This window comes from Paenibacillus spiritus (genome assembly GCF_008710135.1).
Taxonomy (GTDB): Bacteria; Bacillota; Bacilli; order Paenibacillales; family Paenibacillaceae; genus Paenibacillus_AQ; species Paenibacillus_AQ glufosinatiresistens.
Map to the genome: position 1 here is coordinate 1 of NZ_VYKK01000029.1, position 18,934 is coordinate 18,934.

The following is an 18,934-nucleotide window of genomic DNA, read 5'->3' on the forward strand; positions in this document are numbered from 1 at the left end:
ATACCCTTTCGGACGAACAAGTTCGTTTGACTTGCTCATAAGATGAATCTGACGAGATGTTACTCTCGATTAATACTCACTCGTTGTTCAGTTTTCAAAGATCAAACTCGGCGTTGCTGGTTAATAACTCGCCAGCAACTCTTATAGTATAGCATGTCCGGTTTGAAGATGCAAGCTTTATTTTTCAATCTCTTTATCGAGCTTGTACCACTCGACAGCCTGTATTTCTTGGCCGGAATTAGAATATACCATACATCCATTTCTCATGCAAGCATTTTTTAAAATAAACTTCGCATGACTTCCGTTTCTCCCGGGAACCTTAAATCCAGCCTTTGATTCAGACAGGAGGAGATCTTATGGATAACACTCGCGAGTTCGTTGACAAGCTGCACGAGCAGCAGAACAAAGAGCGTAAAAATCAGGAACATCAGGGGAAAGGAAGTCCCGGCAACCGGCTCCCGAATAAACAGCACAGCACCAATAAGTAGGCTGCGTGTCCGCCTCTATTCCAGGGAAGACTCCGAGCAGGTGCGTTCGGGTCTCCCTTTCCTCTTCAGTCTTCTCCGCCTATGACCTCAATCCATTCGTCTTCGGAGTAGACTTCAATTCCCGCTTGACGCAGAAGAGCAACTGTGACGCCCTCTCCCGGAACCCGTACGCCGGCGAACTGTCCGTCATAAATCTGTTTACTGCCGCATGAAGGACTGTTCTGCTTGAGAAGCGTTTTGGTGATCCCCATTCGCCGGGCTTGCCCCAGCGCCTGCTTCGCACCTTGAATAAAAGCCTCTGTCACATCCTCGCCCGCACGGTTCATTACCCGGGCGCGTCCCGCCAGCACATCCTCACCGGTCCCGCCTATAATCTCGGCAGGCTCTCGCGGCGTCGATAATCCGCCCAGCACTTCCGGACAGACCTGAATCGCCTTTCCTTCCCGCACCAACCGAGCTATCGTATCGATGCGTCCATGTCTGCCGTCATAGCGGCATTCCTCTCCGGCCAGACAAGCACTTATCATCCACATCCGCGTTGTCTCCTTCTATATGATTACCCCAGATCCGGGTGCGCAGCCAGCCACATGTTCACCCGCTCCGTCTGCTCCGTCAGCAGGTCAATATATACCGATGTCCGGTAGTGGGCGTTCTTGAGCGAAACGCCGGCGATTTCGGCAATCCGGTTCAATCGGTACATCAAAGTGTTCGTGTGTATATGCAAATAGGCTGCCGACTCCTTCAGATGACTATCGAGCGAGAGATACACGGCAAGCGTCCGCAGCAGTTCGCTTTTATGCTCTTCATCATGGTCCAGCAGCGGCTGCAAAAACGGGCTCGGCCGCGTGCCCGCCCGCTTGATCTCCATAATATCCGGGAGATGCCGGAGAAAGCCGGCATCCTCGTAGAGCAGCAGGCTGCGAGCGTGGTAGGGAAAAAGGCGCCGCAGCTCAAGCACGGCCTTCGCTTCCCGGTAAGCCGCCCCCGCCTGACGGTATTCCCGAGTCTCCATGCTGCAACCCGCGGAACGGCCGCCGCCTTCGCCGCCGGCCCGCTCGACAAGCTGGCGAAGCAGTTCGGCCCGTCCCAAGGGACCTCCCCGCCAGCCGGCGAATGAGAAGAGCGCGATGATCCGCTCGTGCTCGCAGGTCTGAAAGAGCAGGCGGATTTTGTTCTCCGCCGCAAAGGCCTGCCGAAAGCGAAGCTGGACATTCTCGTCGACTCTTCGGCCGCACTCAAACACGCCGATATGGTAAGCTCCGGGGAGCAGGATGGAGAGGGCTTCGGCATCCCGGGCGATGGAGGATTCGGTCTCGTAATACGAGGTCAGCAGCTTCCAGAAAAAGTCCTCTTGGGTCTTCTCCTGCCTGGCCTTCCATCCGCGCTGCTTCAGTAGGTACCGCCCTGCGCTCCTGGCGGCCTGCTCCACAATTGCTTCAGCCAGGCCAAGCCTCAAATCGCCGGTATCCACCACCCAGATATAACCCAGCACTTCTCCGCGGTGCTTGAGGCAAACGGCCAGCCTCGGGCCAAGGCCGACTTCGGGGAGGGCCGGTATGCGAAGCGGGCCGGCGGCGTTCTCAAGCGCCTGCAGAATCCCTTGCTGCCGGAGTCCTGCGATGACGGCGGAGGGGACTTTTTTGCCGATAATGGTAGAAATCCGGGCCGGGTCACTCTCGAAGCGATGGGAGCTGTAGCCGATGACATGGTGGTTCTCGTCCTCTATCGTTACCTGGGCCTGGAGACTATCGCCAAGCGCATCGGCCAGCGATTCCAGGCTGTCAAACGAACGGTCAAAGGAATGTTCCATGGTCGCCAACTCCTGATCAGGTTTGAGGTCTATTATACTATGGAACGCAGGCGGGATTCTCCACGGAAGCAAAAAAAGGACAACCGGCGCACCGGCTGTCCCATCTCCTATTCCTCGATGTGTCTATCGGGCCACAAAGGTGCGGGAGAGCGCCTCTTCCGCCAGCACATAAGGCTGGCCGAGCGCTTTGGCGACCGCCTCGCAGGTCACGGCCCCGCCTGCAATGTTGAGACCGTCCCTTAGACCCGAATTCTCCCGCAGAGCCGCCGCAAGACCTTTGTTCGCAATCTGCAGCGCATACGGCACGGTAACATTCGTCAACGCCAGTGTCGATGTCTTCGGAACGGCCCCCGGCATGTTGGCTACCGAGTAATGCAGGACTCCGTGCTTCTCGAAGACCGGATGATCGTGGGTAGTGACCCGGTCGATGGTTTCGACGATGCCGCCCTGGTCGATAGCGACGTCGACTATAACCGAACCGGACTTCATAGACCGCACCATCTCTTCGGTGACCAGCTTAGGCGCTTTTGCACCCGGAATCAGGACCGCTCCGATCAGCAGATCCGCTTCGGCAACGGCACGGGCAATATTGAACGGATTCGACATCAGCGTATGAATCTGCGTACCGAAGATATCGTCAAGCTGCCGGAGACGATCGGCGCTGACATCGACAATGGTAACGTCAGCCCCCAAGCCGACAGCCAGTTTGGCGGCATTCGTTCCTACGACTCCGCCGCCGATTATGCTCACTTTGCCGCGGCTGACTCCCGGCACTCCCGAGAGGAGAATGCCCTGTCCGCCATGATTGCGCTGGAGGAATTGGGCGCCGAGCTGAACGGCCATTCGGCCCGCCACTTCGCTCATTGGAGTCAGAAGCGGCAGGGAGCGGCCGTCGGTAACCGTCTCGTAGGCAACCGCAGCTACGCCTTTCTGCTGAAGAGCGGCCGCCAGTGCCGGCTCGGGCGCCAGGTGAAGATAGGTGAACAAGAGCAGTCCCGGTCGGAAATAGGCATATTCTTTCTCAAGCGGCTCCTTGACCTTCATAATCATTTCAGCCGCGCTCCAGACCTCCGCCGCATCCCGGACAAGCGCTGCTCCCGCCTGTTCATATTCTTCATCGCGAAAACCGCTGCCCAGGCCGGCGCCGGCCTCTACCAGCACGCGATGTCCTTCTTTAACCAGACTCACAACGCCTGCAGGGGTAATGGCCACCCGATTCTCATTGTTCTTGATCTCTTTGGGAATTCCGATAATCATGTCCAATCTCTCCTCTCCTCTGGCCCTTCATGTCAATAATTATAACGTCATACCGACTGAAAAGGATTGTGAAAAACAGAAAACCGGAGCTGACATGCTTGTGTTGAATCACAAAGAGGAACTTCAACGAATTACGTGTCACCTATAATTACACAGTCGCTTATTCTTGCGCATTCATTTGTTCTTACGCATTCATTTGTTCTTACGTGATTTCCTGCGCTTACGCCATAGCCAGACAACGCCTCCCGCTCCAAGAAGCAGTACGGCACCTGCCGCTCCTGCTATCCGAGCCGGGTTCGGCACCCGGATCTCCATCTCCACCGGCTGCGGGTCAACGGGACGAATATGCCAGACCAGGCTTCGTCCCCGGTCCTCATCCGCATTATTGGCCCCTGCCAGATCAAAAGGCAGGTTCAGCCTGAAATCAAACACAAACCGGCGCAGCAGCAGCTTGGCCATCGCCCCCGTTCTTCCCAGACTGTCCAGCTTCGCTTCCGCCCGATCCATGTAAGCCTCCGGCTTCACGGCAATCCGGACCGAATAGACCGAATAGAACCAGCGGTTCTTCTTCTGTACGGAGACGTCTACCCAATCCCCGGCGTCGGCAAAGACGGCGGAGTTCATTTGTTCCCGGACCGCGTTGCGGAAATCCGTAAAGGAATCGTAGGAGCGGCTTAGGTTGTAACCCAACCGGCCGTCTTCTTCATTCTTGACAAAAGGCGGTCCTCCCTCGGCCAGCAGTTCGTCGATAGCCGCCTCTCCCCTGCTTCCCAGCAGGGAGCGGGTCCGGTCGTCCATGACAACGCTCAGTTTCATGTCGATGCTTCCGTCCCGGTGCACCGTCATCTCCCCGCCGGACTGGACACAGCCGGCCAGCAAGGTGAGCAGGACAAGCGTCAGCAAGATTTTGCCGGAGTTCCGTATTCTTCTTCTCATGACGCCCCCTCTTCATTCTGATGGAATTTGCAGCAGAGACCGCCAGTCATTCGCAATCCGGTCTGTCCCTTCTTCCACGCTCAGTCTCCCCAGAAGCATGACGTTCAGGTTCGATGTGAAGTCCAGAAAAAGATCCGATACTTCCGGAATGGCCGGAAGCGCGCGGGCGGTGTCCATCTGCAGGCGAAAGCCCTGTACAATGTCATCTTCAGACAGTTCCTCGTCCAGATAGGCTGCCGCCTGGGTCGGCAAGGTACGCAGCCGCCGGCTCTGCTCCGCCTGAATCTCTGCGCTCGTTAAATACGAGATCAGTTCATAGCTCTCCCGCGGATGCTGGGTGTAGCGGTTGATGACCAGCGTCTGTCCGCCCACCGGCGATCCTTGGCCTCCCGGGCCCGAAGGGATGGGGGCAACGCCCAGGCTGTCGGCCGCTCCGGCGAACTCGCGGCCCTTCAGCACATCTCCGACAGCCCAGGGACCGGTGATGATCATGGCGGATTTGCCCTTTTTGAAGTCGTCGATCATGGTGTTGTAGCCGTTGTTGAAGTCGGAATACGGCTGGGTTACGCCCACCCGCATCAGCTCCCCCATAAAGGACAGGCCTTGTCTGGAAGGAGCCGAATCGATGGATATCTCGCCTCTCGTTCCGATCATGCCGCCGCCGAACGCCCACAGATAAGGGAGGGCAAAATAGGAGTCCTCGGATACATACAACCCGTAGTGCCCGTCTTTTGTGGCCGCCGCAGCGGCTTTCTTGAGCTCTTCCATGGTCTTCGGCGGCTGTTCGTAGCCGGCTTCGGCCAGAAGGCGTTTGTTGTAGAGCAGAGCGGGCACTTCAACCACAGACGGCAGTCCGTAGAGCTTGCCCTGATACATCGCTGCCTGCAGCGCGGAACCCAGAAAACCGGAGCGCTCGGAGGAAGTGATCAGCGAATCCAGTGGATAGACGATGTCCAGACTGGCGTAGCCGGGAATCCAGGTGTTGTCGGCCCGGAAGATATCGACGGCTTGATCGCCCAGAATGGCGGTCTTGAATTCATTGGTCGCGGCAGGGAACGGACGCTTGAACAGTGTCACTCTGATATTCGGATGTTCTTTCTGGAAGAGGTCGATCTTCTCCCGAAGAAAAGCCGTCTCTTCGTCGTCCGATGTCGTCCAGAAGGTCAGGAATACGGGCTCGTCCCCGCCCTGCGTGCCCGAACAGGACAGCAAGAGGAGCAGCGCCAAGCAGGCTGCCGCCGGCTTGAGCAGCGGAGCGACAAGGCGGCCGAACCGAGTGAGCAGGTCTGTGCGCATCACGGATTGCTCCTCTCCGTCCCGGACACTCCGATGCGGTTACGGCCGGCCTCCTTGGCTTCGTACAGAGCTCCGTCCGCCCGTTTCAGCAGCTCTTCGGGCGGTTCTCCGGAAGAGGGAACGGCATGGGCTACGCCGAGGCTCAGGGTCACCGTCTCTCCGACTCTGGAGGCGCGATGCGGCAGGCGAAGCGCGTCAATGCCTTCCCGAATGCGCTCCGCCATGCCAAGCGCGTCATCCAGCGAAGAATCCGGCATGAGCACGACAAACTCCTCGCCGCCATACCGCGCAGCCAGTGCCCCCCTGTCATGTGCGGCTTCCTGGATAACGCCCGCTACAAGACGAAGACAACGGTCGCCTTCCTGGTGGCCGTAATAATCATTAAACCTTTTGAAGTAGTCAATGTCGCACAGCACCAATGAAAGTTCTCCCCCCTCCCGAACCAGCCGTTCCCACTCCTGGGCCAATCCGCTGTCATACCGGCGCCGGTTGGCGATTCCGGTCAATCCGTCCCGTTCGGACAGCTGCTGCAGAAGCTGGTTGGAATCAACCACCGATCGCAGCGAGCCGGTCATGGTGTTGAAGGCTTCCGCAAGATCGCGCAGCTCGTCTTTACCTTGAAAATGCAGCGGCGGCACATCAAGATTTCCCCTCGCTACAGTCTGGGCGGAGGACTTCAGCCGGTCGATCCGGCGGACCATCCAGTTCGACAGGACGAACGCGACGACCAGGGACAGCACAATAGCCGCTGAAGCCGCCGAGTACGTCAGCGTGCGGTTCAGCCGGACGCTGCGTTCAATGGTGCTCCGGTAGCCGTCGATTCGTTCCTGCTCTTCCTTGGAGAAGGCATGGAGCGCAAAGGCGACCGGGTCAAAGCTGTTCCGTGTATATTGTACCTGAGCCGCTCCGACTTGTCCCTGCTCCTTCTGGTCGATAATGTTCCATTTGACCTTCAGATAAGCCGACCATTTCCGGCGGAAATCTTCGATCTGCTCCCGGCTCCGCTCATCCTGGGTCAGCTTGTCGAGCTTGTCGATCTCGTCTTCCAGGTAAGACACGCTGGCTTTGAACCGGGATTCAAAATCCCGTTCGCTGCTCATCGGAGCAAGCATGTAGTGCGCCCCGTTGTCGTTGACGGTTCGGGCGAACAGATTGATGCGCTGAACGACCTCCAGTCTCACCTCCGACTGCAGGATGCTGTCGGTCAGCCGGACAATCCGGTTAGTCAAAAGGTTGGACACGACCGTAGTCGTCAGAAACAGCGCGATAATGATAGCAAAACTCATGTATAGTTTCAATCTGATGGATAACCGCATGGGCTGTTCCTCCGCCAACTTCAGTGTGAAGCCCGAACTGAGGGCTTGTCTTAATTCCTATATCGGCAGTATACCGCAAATCCTACATAAACGTACGAGATTCGACATAAGAAAACGAGCCTTCCGACTCATGCGGAAAGCTCGTACATCAGATAAACCCCTGCTACAGTCCTGTTACTTGGCGTTGGACCAAACACCGCGCAGCCATTCGTCAAAGGCTTCGCCTTTCTCCCCTTCGAAAGCGTCGTACACGTCAATCCGCATCTTGCGGAATTTGTCCCGGAATTCCTCATACGTATGCTCACGCGGAAGGCTCTTCTTGATCCGGAGCGCAATTTTGCTTACGCCCCGGAACGGCTCGGGCCGGTTCTTGGAAGGAGGAGAGACCTGCTCGCCGAACGTCTTCAACTGACGGTAGGCAGCTTCCTGTACGGTGTAGACAGGGTCGTTCTCCAGCAGACGCTTGAGAATATCGGTTACCTGACGGTGCGGGTAATGTCCAAGCTCTTCAACTGCGGCGAGGCGGGCTCTCCAGTCGGCGGACCGTCCGGCAGCCTTCTTCAGTTCGGCATAGTGGGCCGGAAGCCCGTCGCTTGCCGCGGAGGCGTTCTCTTCTTCATTGGGATGTTGCAGGTTCATTTCTTCCTTATTCAAAACGGTTAGTCCCCTTCTATCGTCAGTCTGGACAGGCCGGTGGACCGGCTCATCAACGCAGTATCGCTATTCCATTGTAACCCAGGCCCCCACCGGACTCAAGATTCTTCCCACCAGCGCGGAACGGTCCGGGTAAAACCCTCATAATCCTCTAACGCCACCCGGCACCGGTCCCGCATCCCTTCCACTTCGTCAGGTCCGTACGGGACGGCCCAGACAATCGAGAAGAGCGAAGAATCAGAGAGCGGCGCTTCAGCGGAGCGGAAGTGCCGGGACGGCAAAACGGCGCGGGACCCGTTGTGCGGGCACCGCGCCGTCTCGATGAAACCGGGTCTGACGGAAGGCGTCAGACCATGATTTTGCAAATATCGTTCGTAAATTCAACCGGATCGCTTACCGGCAGGCCTTCGATCAGCAGCGCCTGGTTATACAGCAGCTTGGTGTAGAGCGCCAGCTTCTCCTTGTCCTTGCCGCTCGCTTCCTTCAGCGACTGGAACACCTCGTGGCCCACATTGATCTCCAGCACCTTCTCGGCCTGAATGTCGCCGCTGTTGGGCATGGCGCGCAGCGTCTTCTCCATCTCGATCGTCAGCTCTCCTTCCGTGGAGAGGCAGACCGGATACGATTTAAGGCGTTTGGACGCTTTGACGTTCTTCACTTTGCCGCCCAGGATGCTCTTCATCTCTTCGAAAAGCTCCTGGTTCTCGCCGCCGCTCTCTTCGCCCGCCTTGCCGCCGTCTTCCGCTTCCAGGCCCAAGTCGCTGCTCGATACCGAACGGAACTCCTTCTCCTTGTAGCTCATCAGCATCTTGATCGCGAACTCGTCGATGTCGTCGGTGAAGTACAGGATTTCATAGCCCTTGTCCGCTACCAGCTCCGTCTGCGGCAGCTTCTCAACCCGTTCGATGGATTCGCCGGAGGCGTAATAAATGTATTTCTGGTCTTCCGGCATGCGGGAGACGTACTCGTCCAGGGTGACCAGCTTGTTCTCCTTGGAAGAATGGAACAGCAGGAGATCCTGCAGCACATCCTTGTTCATGCCGTAGTCGTTATAGACGCCGAACTTGAGCTGCCGGCCGAACGCCTTATAGAACTGTTCATACTTGTCGCGTTCGTCCTTCAGCAAGCTCTGGAGAGCGCTCTTGATCTTGTTCTTGATATTCTTCGCAATCAGGCTGAGCTGGCGGTCATGTTGCAGCATTTCGCGCGAAATGTTGAGCGACAGATCCTCGGAATCGACCATGCCCTTCACGAAGCTGAAATAATCGGGCAGCAGGTCGCCGCACTTGCTCATGATGAGAACCCCGTTGGAGTAGAGCTCCAGACCCTTCTCATATTCCTTGGTGTAGTAATCAAACGGCGTGCTCTCCGGGATGAACAGGATGGCATTATAGACCACCGCGCCGTCTGCGCTGATATGGACGTGCTTCAGCGGCTTGTCGAATCCGTAGCGCTTCTCCTGATAGAAGTTCTCGTAGTCGGCATCGGTCAGTTCGCTCTTGTTCTTCCGCCAGATCGGCACCATGCTGTTGACCGTCTGCTCTTCGGTCTTCTGCTCGTACTCGTCTTCCGTGCCTTCTTTCAAGGCGCTGCGAGTCACGTCCATCTTGATCGGATAACGAATGAAGTCGGAGTATTTCTTGACGATGGATTTGAGGCGGTATTCCTCCAGGAACTCGTCGTAATTGTCGTCTTCCGTATTGGCCTTGATCTTGAGGACGATTTCGGTTCCGGTCGCATCCTTCTCCGCCGGTTCAATCGTATAGCCGTCCGCTCCGTCGGATTCCCAGCGGAACGCTTCGGACGATCCCAGCGCGCGGCTGGTTACCGCCACATGGTCGGCGACCATGAAGGCGGAGTAGAAGCCGACACCGAACTGGCCGATGATGTTGTGCCCGTCCTTGGCCTCGTTCTCGCTCTTGAACGCCAGCGAGCCGCTCTTGGCGATGACGCCGAGGTTGTTCTCCAGTTCCTCCTGCGTCATGCCGATTCCCGTATCGGTAATCGTCAGGATGCGGTTGTCCTTGTCGGCGGAAATCTTAATGAAGTAATCATCCTTGTTGAAGACGAGCGACTCGTCGGTCAGCGCCTTGTAGTAGATCTTGTCGATGGCATCGCTGGCGTTGGAGATCAGTTCGCGCAGGAAGATCTCGCGCTGCGTATAGATGGAGTTGATCATCATCTCCAGCAGGCGCTTCGATTCGGCTTGGAATTGCTTTTTGGCCATGAAATGGGCTCTCCCTTTCTGCAATAAAATGACTGCTGTTAGCACTCGATTATCAAGAGTGCTAACCTTTTCTACTTTTTTATATATCATATCTATCCATTCAGGTCAAATCCGCTAAAATATGGGCACTCTACTCCTCCCCTACCCCCTCGTTACCCTCTTAAGTAGGTTGACAATGAACCGAAAGAAGTGTAATTTTAGGACAGAACCAATGTTCTTTATTAAGAACGTGTTTCCTGACGTGTCCGTTGCATATTTCTTCCTGGTAGCGGTCCTGTTCTTTCATAAGAACATCTGAAACTGATAATCTAAGGAGAATATTCGGATGAGCAAAAATACGGCGCTATCTCCCGAAACCGTTGTCGTACAGTGCGAAGGCAATGTCGTCAGCGATATGGACGGAGAGAAGGTAATGTTTAATCTGGAGCAGGGCAAATACTACAATCTCGGCCAAGTCGGCGGGGATATCTGGAGTCTGATTGAATCCCCCCGAACGGTTCAGGCCCTGATTGTCTCCCTTCAGGAGATCTATGAAATCGATGCCGAAATCTGCGAGCAGGACGTCATGCCCTTCCTTCAGCATCTGCTGAGCGAAGGTCTGATCCGGATCGACGGCCCCCAATGAGACGCGCGGCTCGCCGGCTTCTGGCGCTGCTCCGCCTTGGACCGAGGCTTCAGCTCCTGTACGCCGAGGCTTTTGTCAGACTTGCCTTGGCCCGGGTGCTGATTCTGTTCAAATTCGCCAAGGTGGCGCCCTCGCTCGGAGAACGCTGGATGGAATCCGACGCTTCCCTCGCTCCCGAACAGATCCCTGTCGTACGCGAAATTGCCAAGGCCGTGCTGGTCACGGGCCGCTATACTCCCTGGGAGAGCAAATGCCTGGTTCGGGCCATTGCCTGCATGAAGATGCTTGCCCGCCGGGGGATTGCCAGCACTCTGTATTTGGGCACGGGCAAGGACGAGCAGGGACGGCTGATCGCGCATGCCTGGCTGCGCAGCGGTCCTTATTATGTATCGGGAGCCGAGGTCATGGACCGGTTCGTTACCGTGGACAAGTATGCCCATACGGCTAAATCATAAGGTAGGAGGTCAGCGATGATCGGTGAACGAATTCAGCAGCTTCGCAAGAAGAAGAATTACTCCCTGACGGAACTGTCCGAGAAAGCGGGAGTTGCCAAGTCCTATCTCAGTTCTATCGAACGCGGCATCCAGCAGAACCCTTCCATTCAATTCCTGGAGAAAGTCGGGGGCGTGCTTGGAATCTCGGCCGAGGAGTTCCTTCAATCGGAGCGCTCCTTCGACAAGAGCCATGATATGGACCATGAGTGGACGGATCTGGTGCATGAAGCGATGATATCCGGCATCAGCAAGGTTCAGTTCCGGGAGTTTCTGGAATACAACAAGTGGAAGCTGAGAAGAGGGTAGCCCGCGGGCTCCTGTTCCGCCGCTTCCGCTTCTGGCAAGCACCGCTTCGAGACCAACAAGGCGCCTCCGGCAAATGCCGGGAGGCGCCTTGTTGGTCTTGGAGTTTCGCGGGGCATGCGGGGCATGCGGGACTTGGGGTCCCTGAACCGGGAGGCGCTTGAATCGAGAAGGCGCTCTCCTGCCGCCTCGCTCCTTGCTATCCCCGGACCGCAGCGCTCCCGCTGCCGCGGTAGCCGTTCGGGTTGTTCTTTTGCCAGCGCCAGGTGTCCTCGCACATTTCATAGACGCTCCGCCGGGCCTGCCAGTTCAGCTCGCTTGCTGCCTTGGCGGGATCGGCGTAACAGGCCGCAATATCGCCGGGCCGGCGCTCGCCGATGGCATAGGGAATGGAAGTGCCGGTAGCCGCTTCAAATGCGGCAATCATCTCCAGCACGCTGTACCCCTGCCCCGTTCCGAGATTGTAGGCCTCTACTCCCGTGCGGTCACTCAGACGCTCCAGCGCCTTCAGATGACCGTCGGCCAAGTCCATCACATGAATGTAATCCCGCACCCCCGTTCCGTCCGGCGTATCGTAGTCACTGCCGAAGACCGAGACTCTCTCCAGCTTCCCGACCGCCACCTGGGAGATGTAAGGCATGAGATTGTTGGGAATTCCGTTCGGGTCTTCCCCGATCCGCCCGCTCTTGTGGGAGCCGATCGGATTGAAGTAGCGAAGCAGGGAAATGGACCAGCGCGGGTCGGAGATATAAAGGTCGCGCAGAATCTCTTCGATCATCAGCTTGGTCCGTCCGTACGGATTGGTCGCGCCGAGCTCGGCCTCTTCGGTAATCGGCACCCGGCTCGGATTGCCGTACACCGTGGCCGAAGAGCTGAAGACCAGGCGGAAGACGCCGTACTGCGCCATAACTTCGCAGAGCGTAACCGTGCTGAGGAGGTTGGTCCGGTAGTAGAGCAGCGGCAGCCGAACCGATTCGCCCACCGCCTTCAGTCCGGCGAAGTGAATCACTGCCTCGATCGAATGATTGGAGAAGACCTCCTCCAGACGCTCCCGGTCCAGCAGGTCCATTTCGTAGAACGCAAACGCTCTCCCGGCGATTTCCCCGATCCGGCGCACCGCCTCCGGATGACTGTTCGAGAAATTATCCACTATCACAATTTCATATCCGGCTTCAAGCAGCTGCACTGCCGTGTGGCTGCCGATGTATCCGGCTCCGCCCGTAATCAAGATTGCCATGTTAGCTACGCCTCCCTGTTAGGTAACGGTCTCCATCTTCCGCCTATCCGGTTCCACATTCCTCTGGCGATCTGAACCAGGTAAGCGAATTCCTCTGTCTTGCAGAAGCACAAGCCATAGATCAAATTGACCATGACAAACGACAACGCGCCCTTGAGTGCAACGCCGGCAAATCCGCCGACCGGCAGCCACTGCGTTCCGAACCAGGCGGCTGCCAGCGCGGCCCCGCCGATGCCCAGGTAGGCTAGATAGCTGCGGAAATACCGGATAACCGGCAGATGGAACACTCTGGTATACACCAGATAAGGCGTCGTCCAGAACGGCATGGCCAGCGCGCCGATCAGCGACCCGGTGAAGACGCCCGCAATCCCGATCCGCTGCACCAGGACAATCGAGATGGTCAGCCCGACTGCCGCCTGTCCGAGCGGAACGAACCGGTCTTCGTGAAAGATGCCCGCCGTGGTCTTGACCGTGCTGACGGAGTTGCGCATGCCGCGTTCCATGAACAGCAGCAGCAGCAGGCCCAGCACATAGGTCGGCAGGAGATAGCGGTCGCCGATCCAGGCGCTGATAAAGGGGCCGACAACCACGAAGAGAACGATCGACAGCAGCGAGTAGAGCCAGAAATTGACCATCCACATGACCCGGTAGATGCGGTATACCTTCTCCCTGGATTCGCTGGAGACCAAATTGCCGACGCTGTGATACAGGTTCTGAAAGACCTGATTGATCAGGGTGCGGGCAATATCGATCAGCATCTTGTAATTCGAGTATAACCCGACCGCCGCTATGCTGACAAAAGTAGAGATGATAATGCTCTCTGTCTCCAGGACAAGAAAGCCTCCGATATTCTGCAAAATGATCGCCTTGACGTTGCGGATGATCCCCCCCTTGGTCTCGGGGTCCAGGGGGCCGTCGGCCTTCTCTTTGAGATAGGGGTATTTCCGGTTCGCAATCCGGTTCAGCACCGCAGAAGTGACAATGGTCATGAAGCTGTCCACGATCAGGAACAGAATATAGTTGGAGGTGAAATACAGAATACCGATCTTGAGGCCGGTAGAGAGAATGGAATTGACCGAGAACGCCGCGGTGACAATGTAATTCTTCTGGTTCACGCTCAGGTAGGCGTTCTTGTAGGAGAAGAAGTAAGGGGCAACGGTATTCAGCAGAAAGATCAGATAGATGGCATGCAGATGCTCCACGCCGGAGTCTTTGACGATGGTACCCAGAAACGGCAGGATCGACAAACCGAGAAGCGTAACGACCAGCGCAATCACCATATAGGCGTTGCGGTAGAGCCGCATCAGCCGCTTGATTTTGTCCCGGTCATTGTCCGCTACGGGCTTGTACAGGCTGTACATGATGCTCGCTCCGATTCCGGCTTCCGACAGCGTCAGCATGGTCAGAATGTTCGTAAAGAGGCCGTTGACGCCCAGGTATTCAATCCCGAGGCTGTTGATGAAGACGGTTCTGGAGATAAAGCTCAAGAGCGTAATCACCAGCTGGTTGCCAATCCCCGTTATGATATTGATCATCGAATTTCTGACTCTCATCTTGATTCCCGCCTCATTTCAAATCATCACTTGCCGGCACGGCTGCCCATCCCGCCGGAACGGGGGCGTATGGCGCGGCGTCTTGACGGACGTCCGCCCCATCTGACATAGAGACGAAGCCGGAGTCGGCGGATACGCCACTTCAGATACGGCGTCACCCTGATGGAGTGTCCGTCGGCAGCGATCAGCCACTCCCCGGAATCCAGCTGCTGCTGGTCCAGATGATGCATGCCGGCCCGGTTCCACGGCGCTGCTCCGCCTTCCAGAACAAGTTCGCCCGCTTCTTCCCGGTAACTCTGCTCCGTCAGCTCGGTAATCCGGAACCGGTACGCCGAATGCCCGTAATACGGCTCTCCGTGCTGGGCATACCGGTAGATCCGGCCTTCATGAACCAGAACTCTCCCTGCCGGCCGGGCGTTGTTCATGGTGTCCCGGAGAATGGGACTCTGGGGGTGCTCCTTCCACTCTCCGTCCAGAGAATCCGCCAAGAACAGATGCGTTCCCTGATGCGACCCGCTGAACATCCACCAGCGCCCTCCATACTGAAAGAGGGAAGAATCCACGTAATCGCCTTCCAGCAGCACCTTCTCCACTTCCCAATCATAGGGGAAATTCCGGGCTCTGTATAAAAGCACCCGATGGTCGGCGACGGACTCCGGTATCATGTAATACGCGGACCCGCTTTTGAAGACCTGCGGATAAGAAAGATGGAACGGCTCGGCGAGCGCGATCCGGTCATATGTCCAGTCCTCTCCGTCCCGGCTGCGGGCCAAGCCGATCTCTCCCTTCTCCGTAACGACATTGTAGACTTCGAAGAAGAGATAAGTCAGGTTGTCATCCACCAGTAAAAAGGGGTCGGCCACCGTCTCTGCATAAACGTCGGTTACATCCTCCGGACGCAGAGACGGGTCTCTGCGGATGGAAAGGCGGGCGGATGAGGCCAGCGGCGCGTCCGCCCGGTGTACTTGAATGGACCATCTGTACGTCTCGATCGGCTTGCCGATCCGTCTCATTTGAAAGAAGACTGCGAGCAGGCACACCGCGTCAATCGGGAGAGTCCATAAAACATAGGAGAGCATAATGTCCTTCTTTCTACGATGAAGTCCGCCGGGCCAGCCGGGCCGAGAGGCGAATGCTGAAGCCCTGGGTGAACGGGAGGCGTTCGAACAGAACGGAGTAGACGCCAATATCTTTGGTATCCCCTTGTGAAAAATCGACCACCCCGCTGCGCCGGGTCACCTTCATAAGATACCCTGCGGCCGCTTCAGCCGCGGCCCTGCATTCGGCGGCGATGCTGTCGATTGCCGACGCTTCCAGCAGGAACCAGCTGAGCACGGCCGTGGCCGACGAGTCGGCTCTTGCTTCCGGCCGGGTGGCGCTCCAGTTCCACTGTCCTCCGCTTCCCTGAAGCTTGAGAACAGCCGGAACCACATGCAGAATCGCCTGCTGCAGCCGTTCCTTGCCCGGATGATCCCCGGGGAGCTCCTTCCAGGCATCCATCAGGCCGATGGCATACCAGGCGATCCCTCGCCCCCAGCCCTGGAGCCCGAGCAGATGCCCTTCCTTGACCGAATAGGCGTGGAAGGGAACGGGACTGTCCGCGAGCATGCCGCGGCGTTCAAACTCTGTAATCTGGCGGACGGCCAGCTCCAGACATTCCGGCCTGCCGTACAGCAGGCCGTAACGGACCAGGAACGGGCAGATGAAGCCGATGGTATCCACATACCGATAGTCCGGCATGCCATTGCGGTATTTGACGGTCCCGTCTTCTCCCAGATGATTCTGAATCATTTCCCAGACCCCATCCATCGCCTGCCGGTACTTACCGGCATCAAAGGACGGAGCCTTCATCAGCGCATAAGCCAGAATGGCCCCGTCCACAAGCTTCGGCGCTTCCCTCCAGCCTCCATCCGGGCGGAAGTATGCCGCCAATCGGGTTTCGACGGCCAGGGCGTCCTCGGCCGACGGAACGTTCTCCATCTGCTCGATCAATCCCAGAATTAGCGCCGCTTCCTGCCAGTGCTGAATCGAGGCTTTGGAATAACGGCCCCGCAGCATATCAAGCGCAATGAGACGGGTCTGGTCCGTTACCGGTATGGAAGGGGTGCGCCGCAGCCATTGTCTGCCAACGGCCACAATCTGTCGGTTCCAGATCCCGCGGTCCGGATAACGGCCAATATGAATGCGGGAGAGCCACTTGAGGGCAAGGGGAATGCCATCCACAGCCAGAACTGCAAGAAGGCACAGCAGCAAAACAGCGAGCACAATCTGAACAGCCATGAAGAAGCTCTTCCTTTCTCCGGGTTAAGCCGTATGGGCTTCAATTAATTGCATCAGCTTCTGAATCTCCGACTCGGTCCCGAGCTCTTCCGAGCCGAGATGTTCACGGAAGCGGCGGGCCCGCTCCGGGTATTCCAGCAATTCGACGATGCCTTCGGCCAGCGCCGCGGCATTCATCGCTACGATACGGCCGTTCACGCCGTCCCGAATCTGATCGGCCGCCGTCGGAAAGTCGGTGACGACAATCGGCTTGCCCAGAATCTTGGCCTCGTCGATCGCGATCGACTTGCCTTCGAACCGCGAGGGCTGTACATAGATATCCGCCTCGCGCATATAGGGATACGGATTGGCGCGAAGCCCGAGCAGGATGAAGTGCTTCTGAAGCCCGCTGCCGGCAATCTCGGCCTCCAGCGCGGCCCGCTCTTCGCCTTCCCCGGCAACGTACCAGCACAGTCCGGGATAGCGCTCTATCAGCAGACGGCATGCCGCAAGCGCGTAGTCGAGCCCTTTTTGCCGGGTCAGCCTTCCGATCGTCAGCAGCTTGATCTCCCGCTGTCCCGTGCCGCCCCAATCGGCCGCTTCCTCCGACAAGGTTCGGATCAGGGCAGGCGATACCACGTTGTGAATCACCCGTACCTTCCCGCTCAGCTTCGGGAACCGCTCCCGAAGGATGTCTCCGCATTTGTCCGAGACGGTAACCAGCGCATCCAGCCGCTCGAAATACGGCTCGTCGAATGCCGGATCGCCGCCCAGATGATCATAGTCGTTGTGAATGAACCCGATCTTGCGCGCCGCCTTGGTCTTCTCGATGACATAGTAGAGCGGGGCGTTCTCCATGAATCCGATGGCCGCATCGTACTCTCCCGGCAGCTTCTCCAGCGCCTGTCCCGCATACGTCCAGAGACGCTGCTCCCGGACTCCGGGATTGCCCTCTCGGCGGAACAGCCGTCCCGCCTGTACACGGGCCAGCGCAAGACCGGGCCGGCCTTGACTCACACAGCGCCGCAGGGCGCTTCGGATTGGCATATCGAACAGCTGGTAATTCCTCGGTTCCTTCAAAAGCCGCACATAGGGCGGAATCTGATCCATGAAGATGCCCTGGTGCCGAAGCAGCAGAAGGTCGACCTCGTACTTGGATTCATCCAGCACCTGCAGGAGAGAAATCAGCGATTTCTCCGCACCGCCGCAGACCAGGCTGTTCAGCACGAACAGCAGCTTTGTTTTTCGGGGCATTTCCTGTCACCTCGATGCCAGCAGATTATAGAACTTGTAGATTTCGTTCTCGGTTCCCAGGTCTTGCCCGGCCAGGTTCGCCGAGAGGCGTTCGCGCAAGGCAGGATCGTCGATCAGCCGGGCGATGCCGGCGGCAATCGCTTCCGGGTTCATGCCGACAATAAGACCGTCCGTCTCGTTCGCAATCTGATCGACGGCGGTGCTGAAATCGGTCACGACAATCGGCTTGTTCAAGATTTTGGCCTCGTCAATCGCAATGGACTTGCCCTCAAACCGCGAAGTCTGCACATAGATATCCGCAGCCTGAATGTACGGATAGGGATTGGAGCGCAGTCCGAGCAGCCGAAAGCGGTCCTGCAGCCCGCAGGCCTCGATCTGCGCGGTCAGCGCGTTCCGCTCCTCGCCCTCGCCGATAACGTCCCAGTGAATCTCGTAGCCCCGGTCCCGCAGCAGCCGGCACGCCTCAATGGCAAGCTCGAACGCTTTCTGCGGATGCAGACGTCCGATGGAGAGGAGACGCACCGCTTCCCCCTGCCTGCCCTGGAACCCGGTGACGTCCGCGTCCGGCAGCGGCTGGCCGGCCAGCCGCCGGATCGCCCGGGGAGAGACGATATTATAAAGGATATGAATCCGGCCGCTCTTCTCGGGAAAACGCTGCTCCAGCTTGCTCGCGCACTCCTCGGACACGGTCACCAAATGCTGAAGGCGTTCGAAATACGGCCGGTCCAGCTCCGGGTCCATTCCGAGCTCGTCATAGTCGTTGTGAATCCAGCCGACTTTGACCCGGGCCTTCACCTTCTCCACACAGTAATAAATCGAAGTCTTCTCCAGAAACCCGACGGCAGCGTCGTAGGAGCCGGCCAGTTCCGGAAAAGCGGGAGCCAGATGCCGCCAGGCCCGCTGCTCTTTAACCGAATCATTGCCCGCTGCCCGGTTCGCCAGGCTGAAGAGAATCCGGCGAAGAGCGAGGCCGAAGCGCCCTCTGGCTGCAAGACCGGCAACCGCCCGCGGCAGATGCCGCATATAGCGTTCCAGGGACTTCGGCCGGGGCAGCACCCGCACCTCGGGAGGGATGAATTCCATGAACAGACCTCGGGGATTGATCAGGAACAGATCGACGTCATAGACGCCGTAATCAATCTGGCTGAGCAAATTGATCAGACTGCGTTCTCCGCCTCCGGAAGTCAGACTGGGGATGACAAAAAGAAGTTTGGTCTTCATAGCC

18 protein-coding genes are annotated in these 18,934 nt (G+C 57.6%); 4 read left to right on the forward strand and 14 right to left on the reverse strand.

All coding sequences use genetic code 11. From position 1 onward, the window contains the following. Positions 1–356: 356 nt before the first annotated feature. Complete coding sequence (locus F4V43_RS17410) at positions 357–488, forward strand: DUF4023 domain-containing protein (protein WP_150459538.1); 132 nt, start codon at positions 357–359, stop codon at positions 486–488. Between the two features lie 65 nt (positions 489–553). Here F4V43_RS17410 and F4V43_RS17415 read toward each other — a convergent pair whose 3' ends face one another. The 8 genes from F4V43_RS17415 to htpG all read right to left on the reverse strand — a co-directional run bounded on the left by F4V43_RS17415 (position 554) and on the right by htpG (position 9,984). Next, positions 554–1,021 carry a DUF523 domain-containing protein gene (locus F4V43_RS17415; RefSeq protein ID WP_150459539.1) on the reverse strand — a complete coding sequence of 156 codons (468 nt, stop codon included), beginning with the start codon at positions 1,019–1,021 and terminating at the stop codon, positions 554–556. Between the two features lie 23 nt (positions 1,022–1,044). Continuing rightward, positions 1,045–2,298 carry a PucR family transcriptional regulator gene (locus tag F4V43_RS17420; RefSeq protein WP_150459540.1) on the reverse strand — a complete coding sequence of 418 codons (1,254 nt, stop codon included), beginning with the start codon at positions 2,296–2,298 and terminating at the stop codon, positions 1,045–1,047. A gap of 123 nt (positions 2,299–2,421) precedes the next feature. Then, positions 2,422–3,555 (reverse strand): alanine dehydrogenase, encoded by a 1,134-nt coding sequence (ald, locus tag F4V43_RS17425; protein ID WP_150459541.1) that lies wholly within the window; start codon positions 3,553–3,555, stop codon positions 2,422–2,424. A 192-nt stretch (positions 3,556–3,747) separates the two neighbouring features. Further along, positions 3,748–4,491, reverse strand: a complete 744-nt coding sequence (locus F4V43_RS17430) for a hypothetical protein (protein WP_150459542.1) — start codon at positions 4,489–4,491, stop codon at positions 3,748–3,750. A 12-nt stretch (positions 4,492–4,503) separates the two neighbouring features. Beyond that, entirely contained in the window at positions 4,504–5,787 is a 1,284-nt protein-coding gene (locus F4V43_RS17435; protein ID WP_150459543.1) for an extracellular solute-binding protein, read from the reverse strand. Continuing rightward, a complete protein-coding gene (locus tag F4V43_RS17440) occupies positions 5,787–7,103 on the reverse strand; it encodes a diguanylate cyclase (protein ID WP_150459544.1) in 1,317 nt (438 codons plus the stop codon). Before F4V43_RS17440 ends, F4V43_RS17435 begins: the two co-directional genes overlap by 1 nt. Positions 7,104–7,277: 174 nt before the next feature. Next, positions 7,278–7,742: a HEAT repeat domain-containing protein gene (locus tag F4V43_RS17445; protein WP_150459588.1), complete on the reverse strand. Its 465-nt coding sequence runs from the start codon at positions 7,740–7,742 to the stop codon at positions 7,278–7,280. A gap of 361 nt (positions 7,743–8,103) precedes the next feature. Then, positions 8,104–9,984: a molecular chaperone HtpG gene (gene htpG / locus F4V43_RS17450; RefSeq protein ID WP_150459545.1), complete on the reverse strand. Its 1,881-nt coding sequence runs from the start codon at positions 9,982–9,984 to the stop codon at positions 8,104–8,106. A gap of 325 nt (positions 9,985–10,309) precedes the next feature. On the opposite strand from htpG, the gene F4V43_RS17455 reads away from it, so the two are divergent. The 3 genes from F4V43_RS17455 to F4V43_RS17465 are packed head-to-tail and all read left to right on the forward strand — an operon-like array spanning position 10,310 to position 11,409. Then, positions 10,310–10,609, forward strand: a complete 300-nt coding sequence (locus F4V43_RS17455) for a lasso peptide biosynthesis PqqD family chaperone (protein WP_150459546.1) — start codon at positions 10,310–10,312, stop codon at positions 10,607–10,609. Further along, complete coding sequence (locus F4V43_RS17460) at positions 10,606–11,064, forward strand: lasso peptide biosynthesis B2 protein (protein ID WP_150459547.1); 459 nt, start codon at positions 10,606–10,608, stop codon at positions 11,062–11,064. The genes F4V43_RS17455 and F4V43_RS17460 overlap by 4 nt, the downstream gene beginning before the upstream one ends. Positions 11,065–11,079: 15 nt before the next feature. Further along, positions 11,080–11,409, forward strand: coding sequence for a helix-turn-helix domain-containing protein (locus F4V43_RS17465; RefSeq protein WP_150459548.1), 330 nt, complete (start codon positions 11,080–11,082; stop codon positions 11,407–11,409). Positions 11,410–11,605: 196 nt separating this feature from the next. On the opposite strand, the gene galE is transcribed toward F4V43_RS17465, so the two are convergent. The 6 genes from galE to F4V43_RS17495 are packed head-to-tail and all read right to left on the reverse strand — an operon-like array spanning position 11,606 to position 18,930. Next, the gene (galE, locus tag F4V43_RS17470) at positions 11,606–12,643 is read right to left on the reverse strand and encodes a UDP-glucose 4-epimerase GalE (RefSeq protein WP_150459549.1); all 1,038 of its coding nucleotides are present in this window, start codon (positions 12,641–12,643) and stop codon (positions 11,606–11,608) included. Between the two features lie 5 nt (positions 12,644–12,648). Beyond that, the gene (locus F4V43_RS17475; RefSeq protein ID WP_150459550.1) at positions 12,649–14,196 is read right to left on the reverse strand and encodes a lipopolysaccharide biosynthesis protein; all 1,548 of its coding nucleotides are present in this window, start codon (positions 14,194–14,196) and stop codon (positions 12,649–12,651) included. 26 nt (positions 14,197–14,222) lie between these two features. Then, positions 14,223–15,275 (reverse strand): hypothetical protein, encoded by a 1,053-nt coding sequence (locus F4V43_RS17480; protein ID WP_150459551.1) that lies wholly within the window; start codon positions 15,273–15,275, stop codon positions 14,223–14,225. Between the two features lie 13 nt (positions 15,276–15,288). Beyond that, positions 15,289–16,476 carry a glycoside hydrolase family 88 protein gene (locus tag F4V43_RS17485; protein WP_150459552.1) on the reverse strand — a complete coding sequence of 396 codons (1,188 nt, stop codon included), beginning with the start codon at positions 16,474–16,476 and terminating at the stop codon, positions 15,289–15,291. A gap of 24 nt (positions 16,477–16,500) precedes the next feature. Continuing rightward, a complete protein-coding gene (locus tag F4V43_RS17490; RefSeq protein ID WP_150459553.1) occupies positions 16,501–17,709 on the reverse strand; it encodes a glycosyltransferase in 1,209 nt (402 codons plus the stop codon). A gap of 6 nt (positions 17,710–17,715) precedes the next feature. Beyond that, entirely contained in the window at positions 17,716–18,930 is a 1,215-nt protein-coding gene (locus F4V43_RS17495; protein WP_150459554.1) for a glycosyltransferase, read from the reverse strand. Positions 18,931–18,934: the final 4 nt, after the last annotated feature.

What these genes read in the sequence shown, in the direction of transcription:
- F4V43_RS17410 (WP_150459538.1), top strand. Translation starts at nt 357, where the DNA reads ATGGATAACACTCGCGAGTTCGTTGACAAGCTGCACGAGCAGCAGAAC.
- F4V43_RS17415 (WP_150459539.1), bottom strand. Translation starts at nt 1,021, where the DNA reads ATGTGGATGATAAGTGCTTGTCTGGCCGGAGAGGAATGCCGCTATGAC.
- F4V43_RS17420 (WP_150459540.1), bottom strand. Translation starts at nt 2,298, where the DNA reads ATGGAACATTCCTTTGACCGTTCGTTTGACAGCCTGGAATCGCTGGCC.
- ald (WP_150459541.1), bottom strand. Translation starts at nt 3,555, where the DNA reads ATGATTATCGGAATTCCCAAAGAGATCAAGAACAATGAGAATCGGGTG.
- F4V43_RS17430 (WP_150459542.1), bottom strand. Translation starts at nt 4,491, where the DNA reads ATGAGAAGAAGAATACGGAACTCCGGCAAAATCTTGCTGACGCTTGTC.
- F4V43_RS17435 (WP_150459543.1), bottom strand. Translation starts at nt 5,787, where the DNA reads ATGCGCACAGACCTGCTCACTCGGTTCGGCCGCCTTGTCGCTCCGCTG.
- F4V43_RS17440 (WP_150459544.1), bottom strand. Translation starts at nt 7,103, where the DNA reads ATGCGGTTATCCATCAGATTGAAACTATACATGAGTTTTGCTATCATT.
- F4V43_RS17445 (WP_150459588.1), bottom strand. Translation starts at nt 7,742, where the DNA reads ATGAACCTGCAACATCCCAATGAAGAAGAGAACGCCTCCGCGGCAAGC.
- htpG (WP_150459545.1), bottom strand. Translation starts at nt 9,984, where the DNA reads ATGGCCAAAAAGCAATTCCAAGCCGAATCGAAGCGCCTGCTGGAGATG.
- F4V43_RS17455 (WP_150459546.1), top strand. Translation starts at nt 10,310, where the DNA reads ATGAGCAAAAATACGGCGCTATCTCCCGAAACCGTTGTCGTACAGTGC.
- F4V43_RS17460 (WP_150459547.1), top strand. Translation starts at nt 10,606, where the DNA reads ATGAGACGCGCGGCTCGCCGGCTTCTGGCGCTGCTCCGCCTTGGACCG.
- F4V43_RS17465 (WP_150459548.1), top strand. Translation starts at nt 11,080, where the DNA reads ATGATCGGTGAACGAATTCAGCAGCTTCGCAAGAAGAAGAATTACTCC.
- galE (WP_150459549.1), bottom strand. Translation starts at nt 12,643, where the DNA reads ATGGCAATCTTGATTACGGGCGGAGCCGGATACATCGGCAGCCACACG.
- F4V43_RS17475 (WP_150459550.1), bottom strand. Translation starts at nt 14,196, where the DNA reads ATGAGAGTCAGAAATTCGATGATCAATATCATAACGGGGATTGGCAAC.
- F4V43_RS17480 (WP_150459551.1), bottom strand. Translation starts at nt 15,275, where the DNA reads ATGCTCTCCTATGTTTTATGGACTCTCCCGATTGACGCGGTGTGCCTG.
- F4V43_RS17485 (WP_150459552.1), bottom strand. Translation starts at nt 16,476, where the DNA reads ATGGCTGTTCAGATTGTGCTCGCTGTTTTGCTGCTGTGCCTTCTTGCA.
- F4V43_RS17490 (WP_150459553.1), bottom strand. Translation starts at nt 17,709, where the DNA reads ATGCCCCGAAAAACAAAGCTGCTGTTCGTGCTGAACAGCCTGGTCTGC.
- F4V43_RS17495 (WP_150459554.1), bottom strand. Translation starts at nt 18,930, where the DNA reads ATGAAGACCAAACTTCTTTTTGTCATCCCCAGTCTGACTTCCGGAGGC.